The 22,604-nt window shown below is 67.5% G+C and carries 14 protein-coding genes; 7 read left to right on the forward strand and 7 right to left on the reverse strand.

Annotated features, from left to right (window positions below; translation table 11 throughout):
- Nucleotides 1-62 precede the first annotated feature (62 nt).
- The gene (locus tag ACERNI_RS12865; RefSeq protein WP_448833682.1) at nucleotides 63-1,556 is read right to left on the reverse strand and encodes an AMP-binding protein; all 1,494 of its coding nucleotides are present in this window, start codon (nucleotides 1,554-1,556) and stop codon (nucleotides 63-65) included.
- A gap of 313 nt (nucleotides 1,557-1,869) precedes the next feature.
- Here ACERNI_RS12865 and ACERNI_RS12870 point away from each other — a divergent pair, with 313 nt between their 5' ends.
- The 3 genes from ACERNI_RS12870 (at nucleotide 1,870) to ACERNI_RS12880 (ending at nucleotide 6,261) form a co-directional block, all read left to right on the forward strand.
- Nucleotides 1,870-3,069, forward strand: a complete 1,200-nt coding sequence (locus ACERNI_RS12870) for an ABC transporter substrate-binding protein (protein ID WP_448833683.1) — start codon at nucleotides 1,870-1,872, stop codon at nucleotides 3,067-3,069.
- A gap of 282 nt (nucleotides 3,070-3,351) precedes the next feature.
- The gene (locus ACERNI_RS12875; RefSeq protein WP_448833684.1) at nucleotides 3,352-4,896 is read left to right on the forward strand and encodes a porin; all 1,545 of its coding nucleotides are present in this window, start codon (nucleotides 3,352-3,354) and stop codon (nucleotides 4,894-4,896) included.
- A 120-nt stretch (nucleotides 4,897-5,016) separates the two neighbouring features.
- Nucleotides 5,017-6,261 (forward strand): phenylacetate--CoA ligase family protein, encoded by a 1,245-nt coding sequence (locus ACERNI_RS12880; RefSeq protein WP_448833685.1) that lies wholly within the window; start codon nucleotides 5,017-5,019, stop codon nucleotides 6,259-6,261.
- Between the two features lie 99 nt (nucleotides 6,262-6,360).
- Here the strand turns inward: ACERNI_RS12880 and ACERNI_RS12885 are convergent, their stop codons facing one another.
- On the reverse strand, nucleotides 6,361-7,116 hold the full coding sequence (locus tag ACERNI_RS12885) for a uracil-DNA glycosylase (RefSeq protein WP_448833686.1): 756 nt from the start codon (nucleotides 7,114-7,116) through the stop codon (nucleotides 6,361-6,363).
- A gap of 163 nt (nucleotides 7,117-7,279) precedes the next feature.
- Nucleotides 7,280-8,848, reverse strand: coding sequence for a bifunctional metallophosphatase/5'-nucleotidase (locus ACERNI_RS12890; protein WP_448833687.1), 1,569 nt, complete (start codon nucleotides 8,846-8,848; stop codon nucleotides 7,280-7,282).
- 232 nt (nucleotides 8,849-9,080) lie between these two features.
- Between ACERNI_RS12890 and hemH the strand changes: the two genes are divergently transcribed.
- The 3 genes from hemH to ACERNI_RS12905 all read left to right on the forward strand — a co-directional run bounded on the left by hemH (nucleotide 9,081) and on the right by ACERNI_RS12905 (nucleotide 11,786).
- Nucleotides 9,081-10,148, forward strand: coding sequence for a ferrochelatase (gene hemH, locus ACERNI_RS12895; protein ID WP_448833688.1), 1,068 nt, complete (start codon nucleotides 9,081-9,083; stop codon nucleotides 10,146-10,148).
- Between the two features lie 190 nt (nucleotides 10,149-10,338).
- Nucleotides 10,339-11,304: an SPFH domain-containing protein gene (locus tag ACERNI_RS12900; RefSeq protein WP_448833689.1), complete on the forward strand. Its 966-nt coding sequence runs from the start codon at nucleotides 10,339-10,341 to the stop codon at nucleotides 11,302-11,304.
- A gap of 38 nt (nucleotides 11,305-11,342) precedes the next feature.
- Nucleotides 11,343-11,786, forward strand: a complete 444-nt coding sequence (locus tag ACERNI_RS12905) for an NfeD family protein (RefSeq protein WP_448833690.1) — start codon at nucleotides 11,343-11,345, stop codon at nucleotides 11,784-11,786.
- 37 nt (nucleotides 11,787-11,823) lie between these two features.
- Here the strand turns inward: ACERNI_RS12905 and ACERNI_RS12910 are convergent, their stop codons facing one another.
- Nucleotides 11,824-12,825: a KpsF/GutQ family sugar-phosphate isomerase gene (locus ACERNI_RS12910; protein WP_448833691.1), complete on the reverse strand. Its 1,002-nt coding sequence runs from the start codon at nucleotides 12,823-12,825 to the stop codon at nucleotides 11,824-11,826.
- A gap of 318 nt (nucleotides 12,826-13,143) precedes the next feature.
- Nucleotides 13,144-14,022, reverse strand: coding sequence for a UTP--glucose-1-phosphate uridylyltransferase GalU (gene galU / locus ACERNI_RS12915; RefSeq protein ID WP_448833692.1), 879 nt, complete (start codon nucleotides 14,020-14,022; stop codon nucleotides 13,144-13,146).
- Between the two features lie 560 nt (nucleotides 14,023-14,582).
- Here galU and ACERNI_RS12920 point away from each other — a divergent pair.
- The gene (locus ACERNI_RS12920; protein ID WP_448833693.1) at nucleotides 14,583-15,869 is read left to right on the forward strand and encodes a DUF459 domain-containing protein; all 1,287 of its coding nucleotides are present in this window, start codon (nucleotides 14,583-14,585) and stop codon (nucleotides 15,867-15,869) included.
- A gap of 225 nt (nucleotides 15,870-16,094) precedes the next feature.
- Here ACERNI_RS12920 and ACERNI_RS12925 read toward each other — a convergent pair whose 3' ends face one another.
- Nucleotides 16,095-17,513: a glutamate synthase subunit beta gene (locus ACERNI_RS12925; protein WP_448833694.1), complete on the reverse strand. Its 1,419-nt coding sequence runs from the start codon at nucleotides 17,511-17,513 to the stop codon at nucleotides 16,095-16,097.
- Between the two features lie 173 nt (nucleotides 17,514-17,686).
- Nucleotides 17,687-22,444, reverse strand: a complete 4,758-nt coding sequence (gltB, locus tag ACERNI_RS12930; RefSeq protein ID WP_448833799.1) for a glutamate synthase large subunit — start codon at nucleotides 22,442-22,444, stop codon at nucleotides 17,687-17,689.
- Nucleotides 22,445-22,604: the final 160 nt, after the last annotated feature.

Genomic DNA, 22,604 nt, shown 5'->3' on the forward strand with positions numbered 1-22,604 from the left:
GCCATTTGGCGGTTCATGCCATTCGCCTGGCCGCCGAGCGGTTGCGCTGATGGCCGCACGCTTCAGCGCGGCGCAGGAATGCGGAAGTCGCGACCTTCCTCCATCCAGCGGATGCGCTCGTCGCGCAGCATGGTGCGCCGCACCTTGCCGGCGTCGTCGCGGACGGTGGCGCTGGTGAATTCGTAGCTTTCCGGGTGCTTGGGCTTGCTCAGGCGTTCGCTGAGGAACGCCGGCAGTCCCGCCAGCATGGCGTCGGCGAAGGTTTCCGGCGCGATCTCGATGATGGCGTGGATGCGCGCGCCGAGATCCGGATCGGGCAGGCCGACGACGGCGCAACTGCGGATGTCCGGATTGGCGATCAGCGCCGCCTCGACCTCGGCGGGATAGGTGTTGGCGCCGCCGCGCAGGATCATGTCCGAGCGCCGGTCAGCCAGCCAGATGTAGCCTTCCGCGTCCATGTGGCCGATATCGCCGAGCGACTCCCAGCCGTCGCCGTCGCGCTTCGCGTCGGCGCCGATGTAGTGGTAGGTCGTTCCGGGACCGTCGGCGGCCTTCAGGAAGATTTCGCCGACCTCGCCGCGCGGCAGTTCATTGCCGGCTTCGTCGACCACCTTGGCCTGGCCGTTCTCGACGCGCCCCACCGAGCCCTTGCGCTTCACCCATTCCGTGCCGGGAATGACGGTTGAGGCCTGGCGCTCGGTGCCGCCATAAAGCTCGAAGATCTTTTCCGCGCCCAGCCAGTCGATCCACGCCTCCTTCAGCCATTGCGGCATGGGCGCGGCCATATGGAACACGGTCTTCAGGCTGGAGACGTCGTAGCGCTTGCGCACGTCTTCCGGCAGCGACCAGATGCGGCTCATCATGGTCGGCACGAAATTCACCCAGTCGATGCGGTGTTCGGCGATCAGGCGCAGGGCCTCTTCGGCGTCGAACTTCTGCATGCCGACCAGCAGGCCGCCGCCAAGCAGGGCGCTGTGGGAAATGATGAACGGCGCATTGTGATAGAGCGGCCCCGGATTGAGCAGGCGCGCGCCCTGATGCACCAGCGCCGGGACCGCCGCCGTGTCGTGGATCGCCGGCATGTGGTCGACAATCACCTTGGGCCGGCCGGTGGAGCCGCCGGAGGTCATGGCCTTCCAGTAGCGCGCCACCGGCATCTCCACCGGCGCGTCGTCATAACCTTCCGGGACAAAATTCGCCGGCACGGATTTCGGCGCGTTCCAGTTGGATTCCCCGCCAATCACCAGCGAGGGGCGCAGCAACTCCAGAATGGCCGCCGCCTCGCCGGGCGGCAGGCGGTATGACAGGGAGCAGGGCGTCGCGCCGCATTTCCAGATGGCGAAGGTGTTTTCGTAGAAGGTGTTGCTGTTGGGCAGGCCGACGGCGACGAAATCGCCGGGCTTCACGCCCAGGTCCATGAAGGCGCGGGCGCGACGGTTGGCGCCGCGCTCCAGCTGGCCCCACGTCAGGATCTCACCGGAATGAATGATGGCTGGCGCGTCGTGACCCTTGCGGTCCGCGTACCAGCGCGGGGTGTCGCCCATGGGTAGCAGCATGTGTTTCCTCGCCCATCTGGCGCTGGTGGCGATGGATGCGCCGGTCACGGTGAGACCGGCGGGCGCGCCCCGGAGCCAGAATTTTTTGCTTGTGGTTGCTCTGTGGCCGGACAGTAGCAGCTTGGCCGGGGCGTGTTCTAGAGCGCATTCCAGGCCTTCTGAAAAGCCCGCGCGCGATAAATTGGCGCGTTTCCATCGCCGGCCTGGCTGACTGGCGCGGGCCGGCGCCGCCGCGCCGGTGACTTTCACCAGACGTTGTGCCAGAAGGCCCTGGGCTCAGACTGTCAAATAGCAGCGGCCCACGGGAGGTAGCATGAAGTCCTTGTTTGGAGCCGGCGTCGCCCTTGCGACCATGCTGGCCAGCGCCGCCTACGCGGCGGAAAAGAAATACGATCAGGGTGCGTCTGACACAGAAATTCGCATCGGACAGACCGTGCCCTACAGCGGCCCGGCTTCCTATGGCGGCACCATTGGTCGCATCCAGGTTCCCTATTTCGAAGATCTGAACGCTCGTGGTGGAATTAATGGCCGCAAGGTCAGGCTGATTTCGCTCGACGACGCCTACAGCCCGCCCAAGACCGTGGAGGCGACGCGCCGCCTGGTCGAGAGCGATGGCGTGCTCGCGACCTGGTTCTCCATGGGAACGGCGCCGCAGGTGGCTGTCCAGAAATACCTGTTCTCGAAGAAAGTGCCGCAGCTGATGGTTTCGACCGGCTCGCCGCACTGGAACGAGCCGAAGAAATTCCCGCTGACCGTCTCGGCCCTGGGGCTGTATTCGACCGAGGCGCGCGCCTTTGGACGCTGGCTGCTCGGGCACAAGCCGGATGCGAAAGTCGCCATCCTGTACCAGAACGATGATCTGGGCCGCGAGTACGTCGCCGACTTCAAGAAGGCGCTTGGCGACAGAGCCAAGGGGATGATCGTCGCCGAAGCGAGCTACGACATCACCGATCCGACCATCGACTCACAATTGGTGAAGCTCGCCAACTCCGGCGCCGACGTGTTCTACAACGTCACCGTCGGCAAGTTCGTGTCCCAGTCTCTCCGCAAGACCTCGGAGCTGGGCTGGAAGCCGCTGCACTATCTGGTGGGCGTCTCCACCAGCCGGCCGCTGCTCAAGGCCGCCGGCTTTGAAAACGCCAAGGGCCTGCGCTCGCTGGTCTATATCCGGCAGCCGGCTGACGCCGAATGGCAGAACGATCCGCTGGTGAAGGAATATCAGGCGTTTCGCGCCAGGCATACGCCGACGGTTGATCCCGGCGACGCGGTTGGCTTCATGGCCTGGGGCGGCGCCCGCATGCTCGAGGAGTTGCTGAAGCGGTGCGGCGACAATCTGACCCGCGAGAACATGATGAAGCAACTGATGGGCATGTCCGGCTATGCGCCCGCCCACTTCCTGCCGGGCGTGACGTTCGAGATCAGCCCGGATGACTATGAGCCGGTGCGCACTTTCTTCTTCGCCGAGTTCAATGGCGAGACCTGGGTGCGCGGCAACGAGCCGGTGAAGCGCTGAGCGGCGGGGCAGGCTTGCGGGTCTGACGCCGCCACGGCGCCAGACCCTGTTTGCGGCTGCATGGATTGATCGGGCTGGCCGGGTCGCGACGTTGTCGCGACCCGGTTTTTTGTTGCCCGGGCCGCGGCGGAATTTTTGCATCGACCTGCCCGACGTAGGTGTTGATATGTTGTTCTGATGACCGTATTTTCGCGAATAATGTTAAATTAGGCCATTGATAGATGTTATTTTTCAAATAAAATAGAAGATATTTAAAAAATTTTACTAACAATTGTGATATACATGAAAAAATCTGTATCATTGTTGCTGCCGCTGCGGGCGGTCGGGCGAGGAGTCGGCGTCGTTGTTGCGCCGTTTGTCGCAGTTACCTTGTCTGCCGCTGCGGCGGCGGATCTGCCAGGCCCGGAAATCCCGGGGCGACAGTCCCCGCCCCTGGCTGCGTGCCGGGGCCATGGCGCGGGCTTCTTCGCCATTCCCGAAACCGGCGCCTGCGTGCGGATCGGGGGCCTCGCAAGGCTTGATGCGGACGCCACGGCGCCGTTGCCGGTGAAGGCGCGCGACCGCTTCGGCCTTGCCACGCTGGGCCGCATCAGCGTCGACGCCCGCTCCACGACGGAATGGGGCGTGGCGCGCACCTTCGTCCGCTTTGGCCTGCAGAGCCTGACGGGACGCAGTTTCTCGGGCGGGCTGGAGCGCCGGGCGGGCGGCTTTGGCGCCACGGGCGTCGATACCTTCGGGCGGGCGCAAAAGGGCGTGCTGCTGGATCGCGCCTTTGTCCAGTTTGGCGGCCTCACCGCCGGCCGCGCCAATTCCTTTTATGATTTTTATGCGCACGACGCGGAGATGACCGCGGTCACGCCCGCCTCGGATCCGCCGCCGGTGAACCTGCTGGCCTATACATTCAAGGCTGCCGGCGGGCTCAGCCTCACGGTGGCGGCGGAAGATCCCACATCGCGGCGCACGCCCGTTGCCTTTGCCCGCATGTGGGGCGGGCGCACGCTTCTGAGCGGCGGGGTTCCGGTTGCGCTGGTTCCGGCCGGCCCGGCAAATGGGGCGCCGGCATTTGCCCTGGTTGATGTGCGGCAGCGCCTGAACGCGCCGGACCTGACGGCCGCCCTGCGGCTGGACGGAGACTGGGGCGCGGCGCAACTGTCGGGCGCGATGCACCAGGTGAGCATTGGCCCGTTCGTCTCCACCATGGATCCGGGCGCTGCAGTGGGCGCTCCCGTGGCGGCGGCGCGGCCGGGCGCCCGTTACGGGTTTGCCGTTCAGGCGGGCCTGATGCTGCGCCTGCCGGCGCTGGCCGCGGGCGACCGTCTCTGGCTGCAGGCGGCGGCGGCGCGCGGCGCCATCAGCTACACCGGCGCCAACACGCCGGCCGGGCAGGGCAGCGCTTCGGGCAGCGTTTTTGGCTGTGTCGGCGCCGATATGGCCGAGGGCTATGTGGGCCCCCGCGGCCGGTTGCGCCTTTCGGAAAGCTGGTCGGCCGTCGCGGCGTTCGAGCATTACTGGCGGCCCGACCTGTCGCAGAGCTTCTTCGCCGGCATCTCCGGCGTCAGCTTCGGCGGCGGCGCGCCGGCTGGCTTCGATGCGACGGTCGCGGGCCGCGCCGGCTTCCCCAGGTTGCTCTCCGGCAACCGGGTGCGGGCGGCGGGCACGCGCCTTGCCTGGTCGCCGGTCAGGGAAATGACGGTCGCGGCCGAGGTTGCCTGGACGGAGCTGCGGCTGAACCGGCCAGGTCCGGATCTGCGCCGCCGGCTGGCGCCAGCCCTGCGCGCGTCGGATAGCGGCTGGGTTGGCAAGCTTAGGGTGGAGCGCAGCTTCTGAGGGACGACCAGGGCCCACGCCCGGCTTCGGCTCCAGTTGCGGCGGGGGCCGGTTTCCATCTTGCGCGTCGCGCCGGTCGGGGCTCTGATGGGGCGCGACAACAACGCGGGAGGATGGAGCATGAGCAGCGGAGCCGGCGACTTCTATGATGCGCGGGAAACCCGGGACCCGGCGGCGCGCGAAGCCGACCTGATGCAACGGCTGCCGGAAGCCGTTGCCGCGGCCATGCGCCATCCGGGCTGGGCGGCGCATCTCTCCGGCGTCGATCCGCAGGCGGTGCGCGATCGCGCTGCCCTCGCCAGGTTGCCGGTGCTGCGCAAATCGGCGCTGCCCGGCGAACACCGCGAATCGCCGCCGTTCGGTGGCTTCGGCCCGTCCGACCTGTCGCACTTCGGCCGGCTGTTCACGTCGCCGGGCCCGATTTTCGAGGGCGAGGGAACCGGCGTTGATCCGTGGGGTACGGCGCGGGCCCTGTTCGCCGCCGGGCTGCGGCGCGGCGATGTGGTGCTGAACACCTTCGCCTATCACCTGACGCCCGGCGGCTTCATGATGGATCATGGCGCCCGGGCGCTGGGCTGCCCGGTGATCCCCGCCGGCCCCGGCAACACGGAACAGCAGTTTGAGGTGATCCGCGCCTTCCGGCCGGTCGCCTATGCCGGCACGCCGGATTTCCTCAATATCCTGCTGGCGGCGGCGGATCGCGACGGCCACGACATTTCCTGCATCCGCAAGGCGACGGTGAGCGGCGCAGCGTTTCCCAAATCCCTGCAGGAAGCGTTTTCCGCCCGTCGCATCGAGGGCTTCCAGTCCTACGGCACCGCCGATGTGGGCACGGTGGCCTATGAGACGATCGCGCGCGACGGCATGGTGCTGAACGAGAACATCATCGTCGAGATCGTGCGGCCAGGCACGGGTGAGCCGGTGGCGGAAGGCGAGGTCGGCGAGGTGGTGGTGACCACGCTGGATGCGCTGCATCCGGTGATCCGCCTGGCGCTGGGCGACCTCACGGCGATCATGCCGGGCGTCTCGCCCTGCGGCCGCACCGCGCCGCGGATTCGCGGCTGGCTCGGCCGCGCCGACCAGACCGCCAAGGTGAAGGGCATGTTCGTGCGCCCGGAGCAGATCGCCGACGTTGGCAAACGCCACCCGGAGCTGGGCCGGCTGCGGCTGGTCATCACGCGGCGGGACGAGGCCGACGCCATGGAGCTGCGCGCCGAGGCGCCGCAACACACCGATGATCTGCGCGACGCGGTGCAACAGACCCTGCAGGGGCTGACCAAACTGAAAGGCGCGGTGAGTCTCGTCGCTCCCGGCAGCTTGCCCAACGATGGCAAGGTGATCGCCGACGAACGGCCGGTGGGGTAGGGGCCTTTCGGGCGACGAGAGCGTCGCTTCAGGAAAGCCGGAGCTGGGGCAGGACGCCGGTTGGTCTGAACAGGGGTGGCGCCAGCCCGCCACCACGCCTTACGCGGTTCTGCCCCAGTCGATGGCGCCGCGACCGTTGGCTTTCAGAAAGGCGTTCGCCTGCGAAAACGGCCGCGAGCCGAAAAAGCCGCGCCGGGCCGACAGGGGCGAGGGATGGGCGCTTTCGATGACCAGATGCCGGCCTCCGGCGTCCAGGCTGTCGATGAGCGGCGCGAACTTGCGGGCGTCGGCCCCCCACAGGATGAAGGCGACGGGCCTGTCGCCGCTGGCGAGGCTGGCGATTGCCTCGTTGGCCAGCGCCTCCCAGCCGAATTTGCGGTGGGCCCCGGCGGTCCCCGCCTCCACCGTCAGGGAGGCGTTGAGCAACAGCACGCCCTGATGGGCCCAGCCGCTGAGCCGGCCGGTGGCTGGCGTCGGCGCGCCGAGATCATCGGTCAGCTCGCGAAAAATGTTGCGCAGGGAGCGGGGCGGCGCGGCGTCCCGGTCGACCGAAAAGGCAAGGCCATGGGCGTCGCCGGGCGTCGGATAGGGGTCCTGACCAAGAATCACGACCTTCACCGCCTCCGGCGGCGTCAGGGCCAGCGCCGTGAAAACCTGATCCGCAGGCGGCAGGATGTGCGCCCCCGCGTCATGGCGGGCGTCGGCGCGCGCGGCGGCCTGGGCGGCCTTGCCCTGGCGAAAGAACGCCAGTGCGGCCCAGCCGTTGCCGCTGGCCTGGAAGCGGGCGACGGCGCCGGCATAGGCGGCGGGCGTGGAGGCAGGGGCCCGGATGGTGGCGGGAGGTGCGACGGTCATGCCTCCCTGATAAAGCGATTTGACGCCGGGATGAAGGTTTGAGCGCTGTCCAGCGGAGCGGGCGCGGTTTCGCATGAAGAAACCGGGCCCATTCAAAGCGATATGGCAAAATCCGGGTCCGTATGGATGAGCGGATCTTGCTCCAGCGTCCCTGTCTGACGGACTATCGCACTGACTTTTCCGCCGCCTGCTGGTCGATGCGGATGCGTCCGTCAACGCGCTGTGTCACCGAGCCCTTTTCGCGCAACCAGCCCATGACGTCATTGGCCAGCAGGCGGTTGCCGGCGTCGGCGCCATTGCCGGCAGCGCCGCTTGCCGCGGCGAACATGCCGTAGCCGTCGCCGCCGCGCAGCATGTAGTCGTTGATGGCGATGGCATAGATGGCCGCAGGATCGAGCGGCTTTCCGGCCACGCTCGCTTCGGTGACGCGCTGGCCCACCGGCCGCGACAGGTCGGCGACAACCCGCACGCCGGAGACCTGCGGAAACCGTCCGGCGCGGGCGTCCAGCCGCGAGAAGCCGTTTTCCAGCGCCGCCAGCAGGGTTTTGCCGCTGGCTTTCACCACCACGGTCTTGTTGCCGAACGGCAGTTCGGTCAGCACGTCGCGCCGCGTCAGCGTGGCGCCGGCGGGATAGATGCGGTTGCCGCGAATCGAGCCGCCATTGATGAGGGCGACGTCGGCGCCGGACATGGCGCGAATGGCGTCGGCGATCAGGTCGCCGCCGCTGGCCTCGCGGTAGCGCACGGCGGCGGCGCGGGTGTCCAGCTCGGCGCCCAGGGTCGCCAGGGCAACGTCGAGGGCTTTCGACAGATCGTTCTCGAAGGCGTCGATCCGCGCCTGCATCTCCGGGTCGGGTTGCACCAGCAGGGTGTCGTGCACGCGAAAGCCTGGGCTCCACTGCACCGTGGGCCTGTCGTCCCGGCCGGGTGCGCGGCGGGCGTAGATGTCGATGGCGGTGACGTAATTGCCGTCGTGGCTGGATTCGACCGCCGCCGTGCGCTCGTCCCAATAGACGAACAGGTCATGGATATGGCCGGTCAGCAGCAGATCGACGAGACCGGAGCGGATGATCTTGAAATCCGTCTCCCGGTCGGTGTGGGTCAGGGCGACGATGAACTCGGCGCCCTCCTTGCGCAGCAGCGCCGCCTGCTCGGCCAGTGTCTCCATCACCGGCGCGAATTTCAGATCGCCGGCGTTGGACTGCATGGGAATTTCCGCCAGGGTGAGGCCGACAAGGCCGACCCGGAAGCCGCCGAGATCGAAAATTTTGCGGTCGTGGTGGCCAGGCAGGGTTTTGCCCCCCGCGTCTCGCATATTGGCGCCGAACACCGGGAAACGCGCTTCGGCGAGGCGCTGGAAATAGACCTTCGGGCCAAAATCGAACTCGTGGTTGCCGGGCACGAAAGCATCGGGCGCCACCATATTGGTCAGCGTGACCACGTGGGCGCCCTGGTCAAACCCCGAATAAAGCGACGGGGAGAAGGCGTCGCCGGCGTGGCAGAACAGCATGGGAACGCCCCGCGCCCGCTCCGCCTTGACCACGGCGGCGAGGCGGCCATAGCCGCCGCGCCCGTCCTCGGCGTTCATGCGGTAGATGTCGTTGACCAGCAGGAACGAGAAGGCCGGCTTCGGCGCCTCGTCCTGCGCGGCGGCCTGGGCCGGAGCCGCCGCTCCCGCCGCGAGCGGCAGGGCCAGGGCGCCGATGGCCCCGCGACGCGTTAACTCACCCATGCTTTCTCCCCCCAGCCTTCCTGCTGCTGTATGTATCTGGCGCACCGGACTGTCGCCACGCCCGACCCGGCGGGCGACGCCAGGGCGAACTCCGCTCCTGCTGGACGGGGTTTCGCCATGGGTTTTGAATTGACGCGTTTTCTTCCGGCGAGGCGGCGACCGCCTGCTGGAAAACGCGTCATGTGATCCCAACTCTCACTGACCCGCTCCCGGGTTACGGAAGCAGAATGACATGACGCGCGTTGCATCTCCCGCCGGTGATTCCGGTTTTAAACCGGATAATCATCCTGGGAACGACGGGCGGCCGCTGCACGGCCGCATCGGCGTGCTGCTGATGAACCTGGGCACGCCGGAGGGCACGGACTACTGGTCCATGCGGCGCTATCTGAAGGAATTCCTGTCGGACCGGCGGGTGATCGAGACCTCCCGGCTGTTGTGGTGGCCGCTGCTCAACCTCATCATCCTGACAAAGCGCCCCGCCGCCAAGGGCAGGGACTATGCCTCGATCTGGAACACGGAGCGCAACGAGAGCCCGCTGAAAACCATCACCCGGGCCCAGACCGAACAGCTCGCCGCCGCCATGGCCGGGATCGACGACCGCATCGTCGTGGACTGGGCCATGCGCTATGGCCTGCCTTCGGTGGAGGACCGGGTGAAGGCGTTGCAGGCTCAGGGCTGCGACCGCATCCTGATGGTTCCGCTCTATCCGCAATACGCCGCCGCCACCACCGCCACCGCCATGGACCAGGCGTTTCGCGCGCTGATGAAAATGCGCTGGCAGCCGACCATCCGCGTGGCGCCGCCCTATTACAACGATCCCGCCCATATCGACGCGCTGACCCGGTCGCTGAAGGGGCATCTGGCGAAGCTGGATTTTGAGCCGGAGGTGATCCTGGTGTCGTTCCACGGCATGCCGAAGGACTATCTGCTCAAGGGCGACCCCTATTACTGCCAGTGCCATGTCACCTGGCGGCTGATGCGCGAGGCGATGGGCTGGCCGGAAGAGCGCTTCCGCATGAGTTTCCAGTCCCTGTTCGGAAAAGGCGAATGGCTGCGGCCCTATACGGATGAAACCATCAGGGCGATGGCCCGCGATGGGGTGAAGCGGCTGGCGGTGGTGACGCCTGGCTTCGCCGCGGATTGCCTGGAGACGCTGGAGGAAATCGGCGTCGAGAACGCGGAGTATTTCCACGAAAACGGTGGCGAACAATACGCGGCGATTCCCTGTCTCAATGACAGCGCCGAGAATGGCGAGATGCTGCGGGCGCTGGTGACGCGCGAATTGCAGGGCTGGATCTGACCAACCCCGTCTTCACGTTTGCGCAGGCCCCCCGATTGCAGATTGTCTGGCGTCAGGCATTGTGAAACAGCCAGGAAGTCAGGGGCGCAGGTTTTTCACCCTGGCTTTTTGACCTGGAGCGTTTTCCTCGCGCGCAGCGCGATCGGCTTCGCTGGAACGCGCGCCTGGCCGCAACACGAGGGGAGCGCATATGCTGACGGGGTTCAACATTTTCATCATCGCCGTGGTGATCCTGGTGATCGTGACGGTGATTGCCGGCGTCCGCACCATTCCCCAGGGCTATGCCTATACGGTGGAGCGTTTTGGGCGTTATGCGCGCACCCTCGGCCCCGGCCTTGGCCTTATCGTCCCCTACATTGAGCGCGTCGGCCATCGCATGAACATGATGGAGCAGGTGCTCGATATTCCCGGCCAGGAAGCGATCACCCGCGACAACGCCGGCGTCAGCATCGACGCCGTGGCTTTTTTCCAGGTGCTGGATGCGCCGCGCGCCGCCTATGAGGTTTCGAACCTTCCGGTGGCGCTGCTGACGCTGACCATGACCAATATCCGCACCGTGGTCGGCTCCATGGATCTCGACCAGTTGCTGTCGCATCGCGACGAGATCAACGAGCGGCTGCTGCGCGTCATGGACCAGGCCGCCGCGCCGTGGGGCGTCAAGGTCACGCGCATCGAGATCAAGGACATCCTGCCGCCGCCCTCCATTGCCGAGGCGATGACCCGGCAGATGCGGGCCGAACGCGAGAAGCGCGCCAACGTGCTGGAGGCGGAGGGCCTGCGTCAGGCGGCCATCCTGCGCGCCGAAGGCGAGAAGCAGGCGCAAATTCTCGCCGCCGAGGGCCGGCGCGAGGCGGCTTTCCGTGACGCCGAGGCGCGCGAACGTCAGGCGGAAGCCGAGGCGAAGGCGACCAGCATGGTTTCCGCCGCCATTGCGGAAGGCGATGTGACGGCGGTGAACTTCCTGGTGGCGGAGAAGTACATCGAGGCGTTCCGGGTGCTCGCCGCCTCGCCCAACCAGAAGGTGGTGGTGGCGCCCTACGATTCCGCCGGCCTGATTGGCGCTGTCGCCGGCATTGCCGAGATTTCGCGGCAGGCGTTCGCTGAAGGCAACGCCGCGCCAGCGCGGCGCGGTCCGGTCACGACGCCGCATGTCTGATATATTGCCACCGTCATTCCTGAACGCGCGGACACGCCATGGACGGTATTGAAACCAGCTGGCTGCTGATGATCGGCGGCGTGGCGCTGATGGCGCTGGAGATCGTCGCGCCCGGCGTCTACCTGCTCTGGTTCGGGCTGGCGGCGCTGCTCGCTGGCGCTGTCGACGCGGCTTTCGGCCTTGGCTGGCAGGCGGCGCTGGCGGCGTTCTGCCTGTTCAGCATCGCCACCGTGGCCATCGGGCGCTGGCTGACCCGCTCGGCTTTCGACCGCGACGACGACCGGCCGGTGGTGCTCAACCGCCGGGCCAGCGCCCTCATCGGCCGCACCGCGCCGTTGCATGATGCGATCGTGGACGGGCGCGGGACGGTGCGCATCGATGACACGGTGTGGCGCGTGCGCGGGCCGGACGCGCCGGCGGGCGCGCGGGTGCGGCTGGTCGCGGTGGAAGGCGTCGGCTTCGTCGTCGAACCGGCGGAGTGAGCGCCGGTAGCCACGCCAGCTTCGGATCGCTCCAGTTTCAGACCGCGCCGGCGCGCAGCAGGTCGAGGTAGTGCACCAGGCCGACGATGGCGCCGTTCTCCACCACCACCAGCGCCGTGACCTTGCTGCGCTCCTGCAACTCCAGGGCGCTGGCCAGCAGGGTGTCCGGGCTGACGGCGCGGGGATTGCGCGACATTACCGCGTCCACTGGCGTCGTGGCGATGTCGGGGCTGAAGTGGCGGCGCAGGTCGCCGTCGGTGACGATGCCCGCCAGCTTGCCGCCGGCGTCTTCCACCAGCACGCAGCCAAACCCCTTGCTGCTGATTTCGGCGATGGCGTCGCGCATCAGCATGCCGGTTTTGACGATCGGCAGGCGGGCGCCGACGTGCATGATTTCGCGCACATGCCGGAGTTGGGCGCCGAGCTTGCCGCCGGGGTGGAACACGCCGAAATCCTGGCGTGAGAAGCTGCGCCCTTCCAGCAGGGCAATGGCCAGGGCGTCGCCCATGACAATCTGCAATGTGGTGGAGCTGGTCGGCGCCATGCCATTGGGGCAGGCCTCATCAACCGCCGGCAGGGCCAGCACCACGTCCGCCTGGCGGGCGAGGGCGGAGGTCTCGCGCGAGGTCAGGGCAATCAGCGGAATGCGGAAACGGCGCGAATAGGCCACCAGGTCGGACAGCTCGGTGGTTTCGCCGGACCAGGACATGGCCAGGATCACGTCGTCGGTCTGGATCATGCCGAGATCGCCGTGGCTGGCTTCGGCCGGGTGCACGAAATAGGCCGGCGTGCCGGTGGAAGCCATGGTGGCGGCGATCTTGCGGCCGACGTGGCCCGATTTGCCCATGCCGGTGACGATCAGCCGGCCGCGGCTGGCGTTGATCAGGGCCACGGCGGCGGTGAATGGCGCGCCGAGACCGTTGGCGAACGCAGCCGCCAGCGCATCAAGGCCGGCCTTTTCCGTCGCGAGGGTGCGCAGCGCCGAGGCGATGGCGCTGCCGGCGTCAGGCGTCGGGCTGGGGGCGGGCAGGCTGCTCATCGACAGGCAATATCCGGTATCTGCGGGCCCGGGAACGACGACGGGCCATGAACGGGTTCGGGCGCATGGGTCCAGGCGCATGGGGGGCAGGCGCATGGGGTTCAGGCGCATGGGGTTCAGGCGCATTCCTGGGAGGCCGGCTCACAGGCGATGCGCCATCATGTTGACGCGGCGCGGTTTCTTCAGGCGAAGCCGCGCCGCCTCGCTTGCTCGGGCCATAAATAGTCGCCCTGGGCCGCAGACGCAAACGCCGCCGGCTTCCTGACGGAAAACGGCGGCGTTTCATGCATGGCGTTGCCTGCGGCTGCCCGCGGTGGGTCAGTGCGTCGCCAGCAGCTTCTTCAGCTCGTTGCGGAGCTGGTCGGCCAGGTCGGAACGCGACAGGGCGTAGGAGACGTTGGCCATGAGGAAGCCCAGCTTGGAGCCGCAGTCATGGATCTCGCCGTCGAAACGGGTGGCGTAAAAGCGGTCCTTCTGCGCCAGCTGGATCATCGAGTCAGTGAGCTGGATTTCACCGCCGGCGCCGCGCTCCTGCTTCGCCAGCAGGTCGAAGATTTCCGGCTGCAGGATATAGCGGCCGGAGATGGCGAGGTTGGACGGCTGGGTTCCAGCCTTCGGCTTCTCGACCATCTGGGTGATCGGATAGACGCCGTCGCGCGGCGGCTCAACGCCAACGATGCCGTACTGGTTGGCCTGGTCCTCCGGCACTTCGTATACCGAGATGATGTTGCCGCCGACCTTGTCATAGGCGGCGCGCATGTCGGCGAGGCAGGGGGTCTGGCCGAAGTGCAGCATGTCCGGCAGCACCAGGGCGAAGGGCTCGTCGCCGACGATCTCGCGGGCGCACCACACGGCGTGGCCGAGGCCCAGCGGCGCCTGCTGGCGGGTGAAGCTGGTCTGGCCCGCGCCAGGCAGCTCGGCCAGCAGTTGCTCCAGCTCCTTCGTCTTGCCGCGCTCCGCGAGCGTGCGTTCAAGCTCGAACTGGTTGTCGAAGTGATCCTCGATCACGCCCTTGTTGCGGCCGGTGACGAAGATGAAGTGTTCGATGCCGGCGGCGCGGGCTTCGTCCACCGCGTGCTGGATCACCGGCCGGTCCACGACAGTCAGCATCTCCTTGGGCATCGCCTTGGTGGCGGGCAGGAAGCGCGTGCCGAGGCCAGCGACCGGAAAAACGGCTTTGCGGATCGGTTTTTGCATGAAAAATCCTGGAGGCTTGTTGGGTCGGCGGGAACTGTCCGTATCCGTGACACTGACAGCTTAATAACTGGCTGATGGATTGAAAAGGAGGCCGTTTGGGCCGAAAAATTGCGAACCTGAATCATCTTGCCCCTGGCTTGCGCCGGGGACGTCCCACGGGGACAAGACGTGCGACGGCCGCAGTTTTCTTTCCCCCGGTTAAGGTAAAATGATTGGCGATGTCATGCCGGCCATTCTCTGGGGGGATGTGACCAATCCGTGACCGGCGTGTGACGGATCTGACCTCTCCCCGGATTTTCGATCACATCCTCTGGAGCCGGCTTCAGTCCGGGGGCGATCGCTGCGCCGGGAGGGGCGGGCAGCGCCTGACGCGCCGTCTTTGTCCGCCTTCCCCTTCATCCGCCTTTCGGAGTTGCGATGACTGGCGCGTTATGACTGGCGCGCGATGACGGGCGGGCGATCCCGGGCTATATTCGATTGACGGCGTGACGCGCCGTTCCGGCGATGCGGCGCTGTTACGCGGCGCGGGCGTCTCCCTGGGCGCAGCGGACGGGAGAGCAATGGGCAAAGCTCTGAAACCGGTTGGAATGGCGGCGGCGACGCTGGTCGCCTGGTTGCTGGTCGCGCCAGAGCAACTGGCGGGCGTCAATGCGCAATTGCCTGCGGGCGCGGTGCTGGCGCTCGACATGGATTTGCGTCGTCCCATGTTCAGCCGGCCCTCCGGCGGCCGCAGCCAGCCGCGCGCTCCGGCGCGCGGCGCCGGGCGCTATCAGCAGGCGCCGGCGCCACAGGCACAGCAGCGCGGTTTTTTTGACAGCCTGTTCGGGACGCCGCAGCGGCCGCGATATCAGCCAGGCTATCGTCCGCGTCCGCCAGCGGTGGCGCGCCCGCCGCGCCAGGAGCCGCGCAAGACCGTGCGACGCCCGGCGCCTCCGGCAGCGGCGCCGCGCCCTGCGGTCGAACAGACCGAATTTGTCTATCTGCTGGCCCCGCCAGCGCCAGGCGCGAGCCTTGGCGAGGGGCTGGAGGCGGCGCTGGCCGACCGGCCGGTGGCCGGGGTGAAGATGTTGCGCGCTGGCGGGGAGGGGGGGCAGGGCTCCGGGCCCGACGCCGCGCAGTTGCTGGCGGCGGCGCCGGCTGTGCTGGCGGGACCGGACAAAACCGCCGTGCTCGTCGTCGTGGCCGCGCCTGAGTGGGCGAAGCTGTCGGAGCCACAACTCGGCGCACTGGTTGCCGGCGTATCCGCCAACATGGCGGCGCGTCGCGCCCCCGTGGTCTGGGTGGGGTTGCCGCCGGTCGCAGACAAGGAGCTGTCCAGCCGTTACGCCGCGTTGAACGGCGCCTTGCGCGCCGCTGCGGACAAGGCGGGCGGTGGCTTCGTCGACGCCTGGGCGGTATTTGCCGACGATGGCGGCGGCTTCGCCGTCTATGGGCCGGCCACAACCGGCGAAAGGGCGCGTCTGCGCGAGGATGATGGCGTGGCCCTGACCAGGGCCGGGGCGCGCAAGCTGGCGCATTTCATCATGGTGGAGGCGCGGCGGCTGCAGGGCCGCCAGGCCGTCACGCCCGCTGCGCCCCTGATTGATCCGTTCAGCCTGCCCGGGCCACAACAGCCGGCGCCAGCGGTGGCGGTATCCCCGCCCAAACCCGTGGCGAAGCCCGAGGTTGGACCAGTGTTGCCGCTGAACCTGGTGCGCCAGGAGCCAGACGCCAGGCTGGCGCCGCTCGACGGCGGCCGGCAAGGTCTGGCGGACGCGGCGGCGCGCAAGGCGTTGCGCGAAGGCGTCCCCGCCGCGCCTGAGCCTGGCCGCGCCGATGATTTCCGCTGGCCGCGTCCCGGCGGCTAGGAGCGCTTCCGGTCGGACGGCATCGTCTGATCGGGCGGAATTTGCATCAAAACAAAGGATGCAGGAGCCCTTCCGATCCATTCTGATTGGAAAATCTTCTGGGGGCGTCGCGCCAATCCCCGGGCGGGAATGGGCGACATTCGCCCGTCCGGGTGTGGCGGGCTGGCCAAAACAAAAGGCGCGGGAATTACCCGCGCCCTTGTCATGTCAGGAGCGATGCCGCTGTCAGCGCGGCAGTTCGCTCGAACCCATCAGGAATTCGTCAACCGAACGGGCGCACTGGCGGCCTTCGCGGATGGCCCACACCACCAGCGACTGGCCGCGGCGCATGTCGCCGGCGGTGAACACCTTCTCGCGCGACGACTTGTAGCTGAGCATGTTGGCGGCGACGTTGCCGCGCTGGTCGAAATCGACGCCAAGGTCAGTGAGCATGCCCTCGTGCACCGGCTGGGTGAAGCCCATGGCCAGCAGCACCAGATCGGCCTTCAGCTCGAACTCGGTGCCCGGCAGCGGCTTGAAGTCCGGGCCGACGCGCACGCAGGTCACAGCCTTCACCGCGCCATTCTTGCCGGTGAACTGCACCGACGACACGGCGAAGTCGCGCTCGGAGCCTTCCTCGTGGCTGGAGGAGGTGCGCAGCTTCAGCGGCCAGTCCGGCCAGGTCAGCAGCTTGTTCTCCTTGGCCGGCGGCTGCGGCATGATTTCGAGCTGGGTGACAGACAGGGCGCCCTGACGCACCGAGGTGCCGATGCAGTCCGAGCCGGTGTCGCCGCCGCCGATCACAACGACATGCTTGCCAGTGGCGAGAATCGGGGCCGTGCGGCCGGTGTTCTCACCGGAAACCCGGCGGTTCTGCTGCGGCAGGAATTCCATGGCGAAGTGCACGCCCGCCAGGTCGCGGCCGGGGATCGGCAGGTCGCGCGGGTGCTCGGCGCCGCCGCTCAGCACCATGGCGTCGTGGTCAGCCAGGATCGAATCGACGGTGACGTCGACGCCAACATTGACGCCGTAGTGGAAGGTGACGCCCTCGGCCTCCATCTGGGCGACGCGGCGGTCGATCAGATGCTTCTCCATCTTGAAGTCCGGGATGCCATAGCGGAGCAGGCCGCCGGCGCGGGCGTTCTTCTCATAGAGATGCACGTCATGGCCGGCGCGGGCGAGTTGCTGGGCGCAGGCCATGCCGGCCGGGCCGGAGCCGATGACGGCGACGCGCTTGCCGGTCTTCGTCTGCGGCGTCTGCGGCTCGATCAGCCCGTGCTCCCAGCCGCGATCGACGATGGCGCACTCGATGGACTTGATGTTCACCGGGCTGTCGGTGAGGTTGAGCGTGCACGACGCCTCGCACGGCGCCGGGCAGATGCGGCCGGTGAACTCCGGGAAATTGTTGGTGGAGTGCAGGTTGCGCAGCGCCACGTCCCAATTGCCGTTGTAGACCAGATCGTTCCAGTCCGGGATCTGGTTGTTGACCGGGCAGCCGTTGTGACAGAACGGGATGCCGCAATCCATGCAACGCGCCGCCTGGTCGCGCACGCCCTGTTCGCCCAGCGGAATGACAAATTCCCTGTAGTGGCGGATGCGGTCCGAAGCTGGCCGGTACTTGCGATCCTGGCGGTCGATTTCGAGAAAGCCGGTAACCTTGCCCATCGTCTGCGTTTGCCTTTTCCAGGCGGCGTCGAGCCGCGGCGCTTTGCGGAAGCGGCCTGCTGCGCTGGCGCGCCGTACCGCCCGAACCTCTGGTTGATCTGGGACCCGGCTGTCCTGATGACAACCGGAGCGCGCGCCAGGCGACCCGTGGGCCGCCCGGCGGGCCGTGCGCCTTACTCGGCGGCGACGGGGCGCTGGGCCTGCTCGATTTCCTGCAGGGCGCGGCGATACTCCACCGGCATCACCTTGACGAACTTCGGCAGGTAATCCGCCCAGTTGTCGAGGATCTGCTGCGCCCGGGCCGAGCCGGTATAGCGCAGGTGGTCGGCGATGAGCTGGCGCAGGCGCTCGGCATCCTGGCTGGACATGTTGGCCAGCACGTCAATGCGGCCCTTGAAGTCCAGATCGCCGGACTGGTGGCGCTTCTCCATCAGCTCCTCTTCCTCGGTGACCGGCTCAAGGTCGACCATGGAGAGGTTGCAGCGGCTGGCGAAGTCGCCGGCCTCGTCCAGCACATAGGCGACGCCGCCCGACATGCCGGCCGCGAAGTTGCGGCCAGTCTGGCCAATCACCACCACGACGCCGCCGGTCATGTATTCGCAACCGTGGTCGCCCGTGCCCTCAACCACGGCGATGGCGCCGGAGTTGCGGACCGCGAAGCGTTCGCCGGCCACGCCGCGGAAGTAGCACTCGCCAGCGATGGCGCCGTACATCACCGTGTTGCCGACGATGATCGACTTCTCCGGCACGATGCCCGAATGCGCCGGAGGCCGCACGACAATGCGTCCGCCCGAGAGGCCCTTGCCGACATAGTCATTGGCCTCGCCGGTGAGGTCGAGGGTGACGCCGGCGGCGAGCCAGGCGCCAAAGGCCTGGCCGGCGGTGCCGGAAAGGCGGATATTGATGGTTCCGTCCGGCAGGCCCACGTGACCGTGGCGCTGCGCCACCTCACCCGACAGCATGGCGCCGGTGGAGCGGTCGACGCTGCAGGTGGTCATGTCGATCTGCACGCTTTCGCCGCGCTCCAGGGCGGGGGCGGCGGCGGCGATCAGCCGGCGATCGAGCACCGCTTCCAGGTGATGGTCCTGGAACTCGTTGTGATAGATCGCCTTCGGGCCATCCGCGTCCGGCTTGTGGAATAGCTTCTTGAAGTCCACGCCGCGCGACTTCCAGTGCGCGTCCACCTGGCGGCGGTCGAGCATGTGCATCTGGCCGACCATCTCGTCGAAGGTCCGGTACCCCAGGGCGGCCATCAGCTCGCGCACTTCTTCGGCGACGAAGAAGAAGTAGTTGATGACGTGCTCGGGCTGGCCAGTGAAGCGCTTGCGCAGCACCGGGTCCTGGGTGGCGACGCCAACCGGGCAGGTGTTGAGGTGGCACTTGCGCATCATGATGCAGCCGGCGGCGATCAGCGGCGCCGTGGCGAAGCCGAACTCGTCCGCGCCGAGCAGCGCGCCGATGACCACGTCGCGGCCGGTGCGCAGGCCGCCGTCGACCTGAACGACGATGCGGCTGCGCAGCTTGTTGGCCACCAGGGTCTGGTGGGTTTCGGCGAGGCCGATCTCCCACGGCGAGCCCGCGTGCTTGATGGAGGTCAGCGGCGAGGCGCCGGTGCCGCCCTCGAAGCCCGAGATGGTGACGTGGTCGGCGCGCGCCTTGGCGACGCCGGCGGCAACCGTGCCGACGCCGATCTCCGACACCAGCTTCACCGAGACGTCAGCCTTCGGGTTGACGTTCTTCAGGTCGTAGATGAGCTGCGCCAGATCCTCGATCGAATAGATGTCGTGGTGCGGCGGCGGCGAGATCAGGCCGACGCCCGGCGTCGAATGGCGCACGCGGGCGATGACCGCGTCGACCTTGTGGCCGGGGAGCTGGCCGCCTTCGCCGGGCTTGGCGCCTTGGGCCATCTTGATCTGGATCATGTCGGCGTTGACCAGATATTCCGTGGTCACGCCAAAGCGGCCGGAAGCCACCTGCTTGATGGCCGAGCGCATGGAGTCGCCATTGGCCAGCGGGCGGAAGCGATCCGGCTCCTCGCCGCCCTCGCCGGTGTTCGACTTGCCGCCGATCCGGTTCATGGCGATGGCGAGGGTGGTGTGCGCCTCGCGCGAGATCGAGCCATAGGACATGGCGCCGGTGGCGAAGCGGCGCACGATGCTGGTCGCGTCCTCCACCTCTTCCAGGGCAACCGGCTGGCGGCCGTCGTCTTCGGCCGTGCGGATGCCGAACAGGCCGCGGATGGTCAGCAGGCGCTCGCCCTGCTCGTTGATGCGCTGGGCGAAGGCCCGGTACCTGTCGCGGGAATTGCCGCGCACCGCGTGCTGCAGGTCGCGGACGGTGTCCGATTCCCATGCGTGCGCCTCGCCGCGCATGCGCACGGCGTAATCGCCGCCCACATCCAGGGCGCTGAGGTAGATCGGCGCGTTGCCGAAAGCGTCGCGATGACGGCGGGCGGTTTCCTCGGAAACTTCGCTGAGGCCAACGCCTTCGATCGGCGTCGCGGTGCCGGTGAAGTAACGGGCGACGAAATCGCTGGACAGGCCGACGCCGTCGAAGATCTGGGCGCCGCAATAGGACTGGTAGGTCGAGATGCCCATCTTGGACATGACCTTGAGCAGACCCTTGCCCACCGACTTGATGAAGCGCTTCACCGCTTCCTTGCGGTCGACTTCCGCCGGGAACTCGCCGCGGGCGTGCATGTCGAGGATGGTGTCGAAGGCCAGATACGGGTTCACCGCTTCCGCGCCATAGCCGGCGAGGCAGGCGAAATGGTGCACCTCGCGGGCTTCGCCGGTCTCGACCACCAGACCCACGGACGTGCGCAGGCCCTTGCGGATCAGGTGATGGTGCACGGCGGCGGTGGCCAGCAGCGACGGGATCGGAATCCGGTCCGGGCCGACCTGGCGATCGGACAGCACGACGATGTTGTAGCGGCCGCGCACGGCGTCTTCAGCGCGCTCGCACAGGCGCTTCAGCGCCTCTTCCATCCCCGCGGCGCCCTTGTCGGCCGGGTAGGTGATGTCGAGCGTCTTGGTGTCGAACTGGTCTTCGACCGCGCCGATGTTGCGGATCTTCTCCAGGTCGCCATTGGTCAGCACCGGCTGGCGCACTTCCAGGCGCTTCAGGCGGGCCGTGCCCTCATGGTCGAGCAGGTTGGGGCGCGGGCCGATGAACGACACCAGGCTCATCACCAGCTCCTCGCGGATCGGGTCGATCGGCGGGTTGGTGACCTGGGCGAAGTTCTGCTTGAAATAGTTGAACAGCGGACGCGGACGGCCGGACAGCGGCGCGATCGGCGTGTCGGTGCCCATGGAGCCGACCGCTTCCTGGCCGGTGACGGCCATGGGGGAAAGCAGCAGCTTCAGGTCTTCCTGGGTGTAGCCAAATGCCTGCTGGCGATCGAGCAGGGCGACGTCGGCGCGCGCGGCGCGCGGCTCAACCGGCGGCAGGTCCTCAAGAACGATCTGGGTGCGCTCCAGCCACTCCCGGTAGGGGTGGATGGTCGCCAGTTCCTTCTTGATCTCGTCGTCGGAGACGATGCGACCCTTCTCAAGGTCGATGAGCAGCATGCGGCCTGGCTGCAGGCGCCACTTCTCGACGATGTCCTCTTCCGGGAAGGTGAGCACGCCCATTTCCGAGGCCATCACCACGAGGCCGTCGCGGGTGACGAAATAGCGGGCCGGACGCAGGCCGTTGCGGTCCAGCGTCGCGCCGATCTGGCGCCCGTCGGTGAAGGCGATGGCGGCGGGGCCGTCCCACGGCTCCATCAGGGCGGCGTGGTACTCGTAGAAATCGCGACGCTCGTCGTCCATGAGCGGGTTGCCCGCCCAGGCCTCGGGGATCAGCATCATCATGGCGTGGGCGAGCGAATAGCCGCCGCGCACCAGGAATTCGAGCGCGTTGTCGAAGCAGGCGGTGTCCGACTGGCCTTCGTAGGAGATCGGCCACAGCTTCGAGATGTCCTCGCCGAACAGCGGCGACGACACCGAAGCCTGCCGCGCCGCCATCCAGTTGACGTTGCCGCGCACGGTGTTGATCTCGCCGTTGTGCGCCACCATGCGATAGGGGTGGGCCAGCGACCAGGTCGGGAAGGTGTTGGTGGCGAAGCGCTGGTGCACCAGCGCGATGGCCGAGGTCATGCGCGGATCGTTGAGATCGCTGTAATAGTCGCCAAGCTGGTTGGAGAGCAGCATGCCCTTGTAGATCAGGGTGCGCGACGACAGGCACACGGCGTAATAGCCGGCCATGCGCGGGTCCTGACGGTCATAGATGGCGTTGGAGATGACCTTGCGAACCAGATACAGCCGACGCTCGAATTCGTCGGCGCCCGTCTCGCCCGCAGTCATGTCGGCGCCGCGACCGATGAACACCTGACGGTGGTGCGGCTCGGTCGGCAGCACGGAATAGCCAAGGCCGGAATTGTCGACCGGCACATCGCGCCAGCCGAGCAGCGCGAGGCCTTCGGCGGCGACCTTGTCGGCGACGATCGCCTCGATCTCCTTCTTGCCGTCCGCGTCGCGCGGCATGAAGAAGTGACCGACGGCGTAGTCGCCAGGGCCAGGCAGCTGGATGCCGAGCGGCGGGCAGACGGCGGCGAAGAAGTCATGCGGCATCTGCAGCAGCAGGCCGCAGCCGTCGCCGGCCTTGGGATCCGCGCCAACGGCGCCGCGATGCTCCAGATTCTTCAGGATCGACAGGCCATGCTGCACAATGTCGTGCGTGCGGTGGTTGTGCATGCTGGCGACAAAGCCAACGCCGCAACTGTCGTGCTCGTTGGCGGGGTCGTAGAGGCCAGCTGGGGCCGGAAAGCCCGGATCCGTGACGCGACGGGTCGTCAGCGCGGCGGCGTCGACGCTGCGCGCAGGGCCAGCCGCGGCGGGGAGGCTGGCGTTATCGTTCGTGCTGGCGAAACGGCCTGGATTGTCGCGCATGTTGTGCTGGCCCTCGACGTAAAACTCTTGCGCCGCCGGCAAGCGGCGGCTCAACGCCAGATTGGTCCCACGCCGGACATTGGAGATGTCCATTGCAGGCGGCAGTCATCGAGGGTCGGTCGCTCTGGCCTTGCGCCCGCTCCTCGCGGGCCCGTTGATC

The sequence above is a fragment of the Camelimonas sp. ID_303_24 genome, from assembly GCF_053543495.1.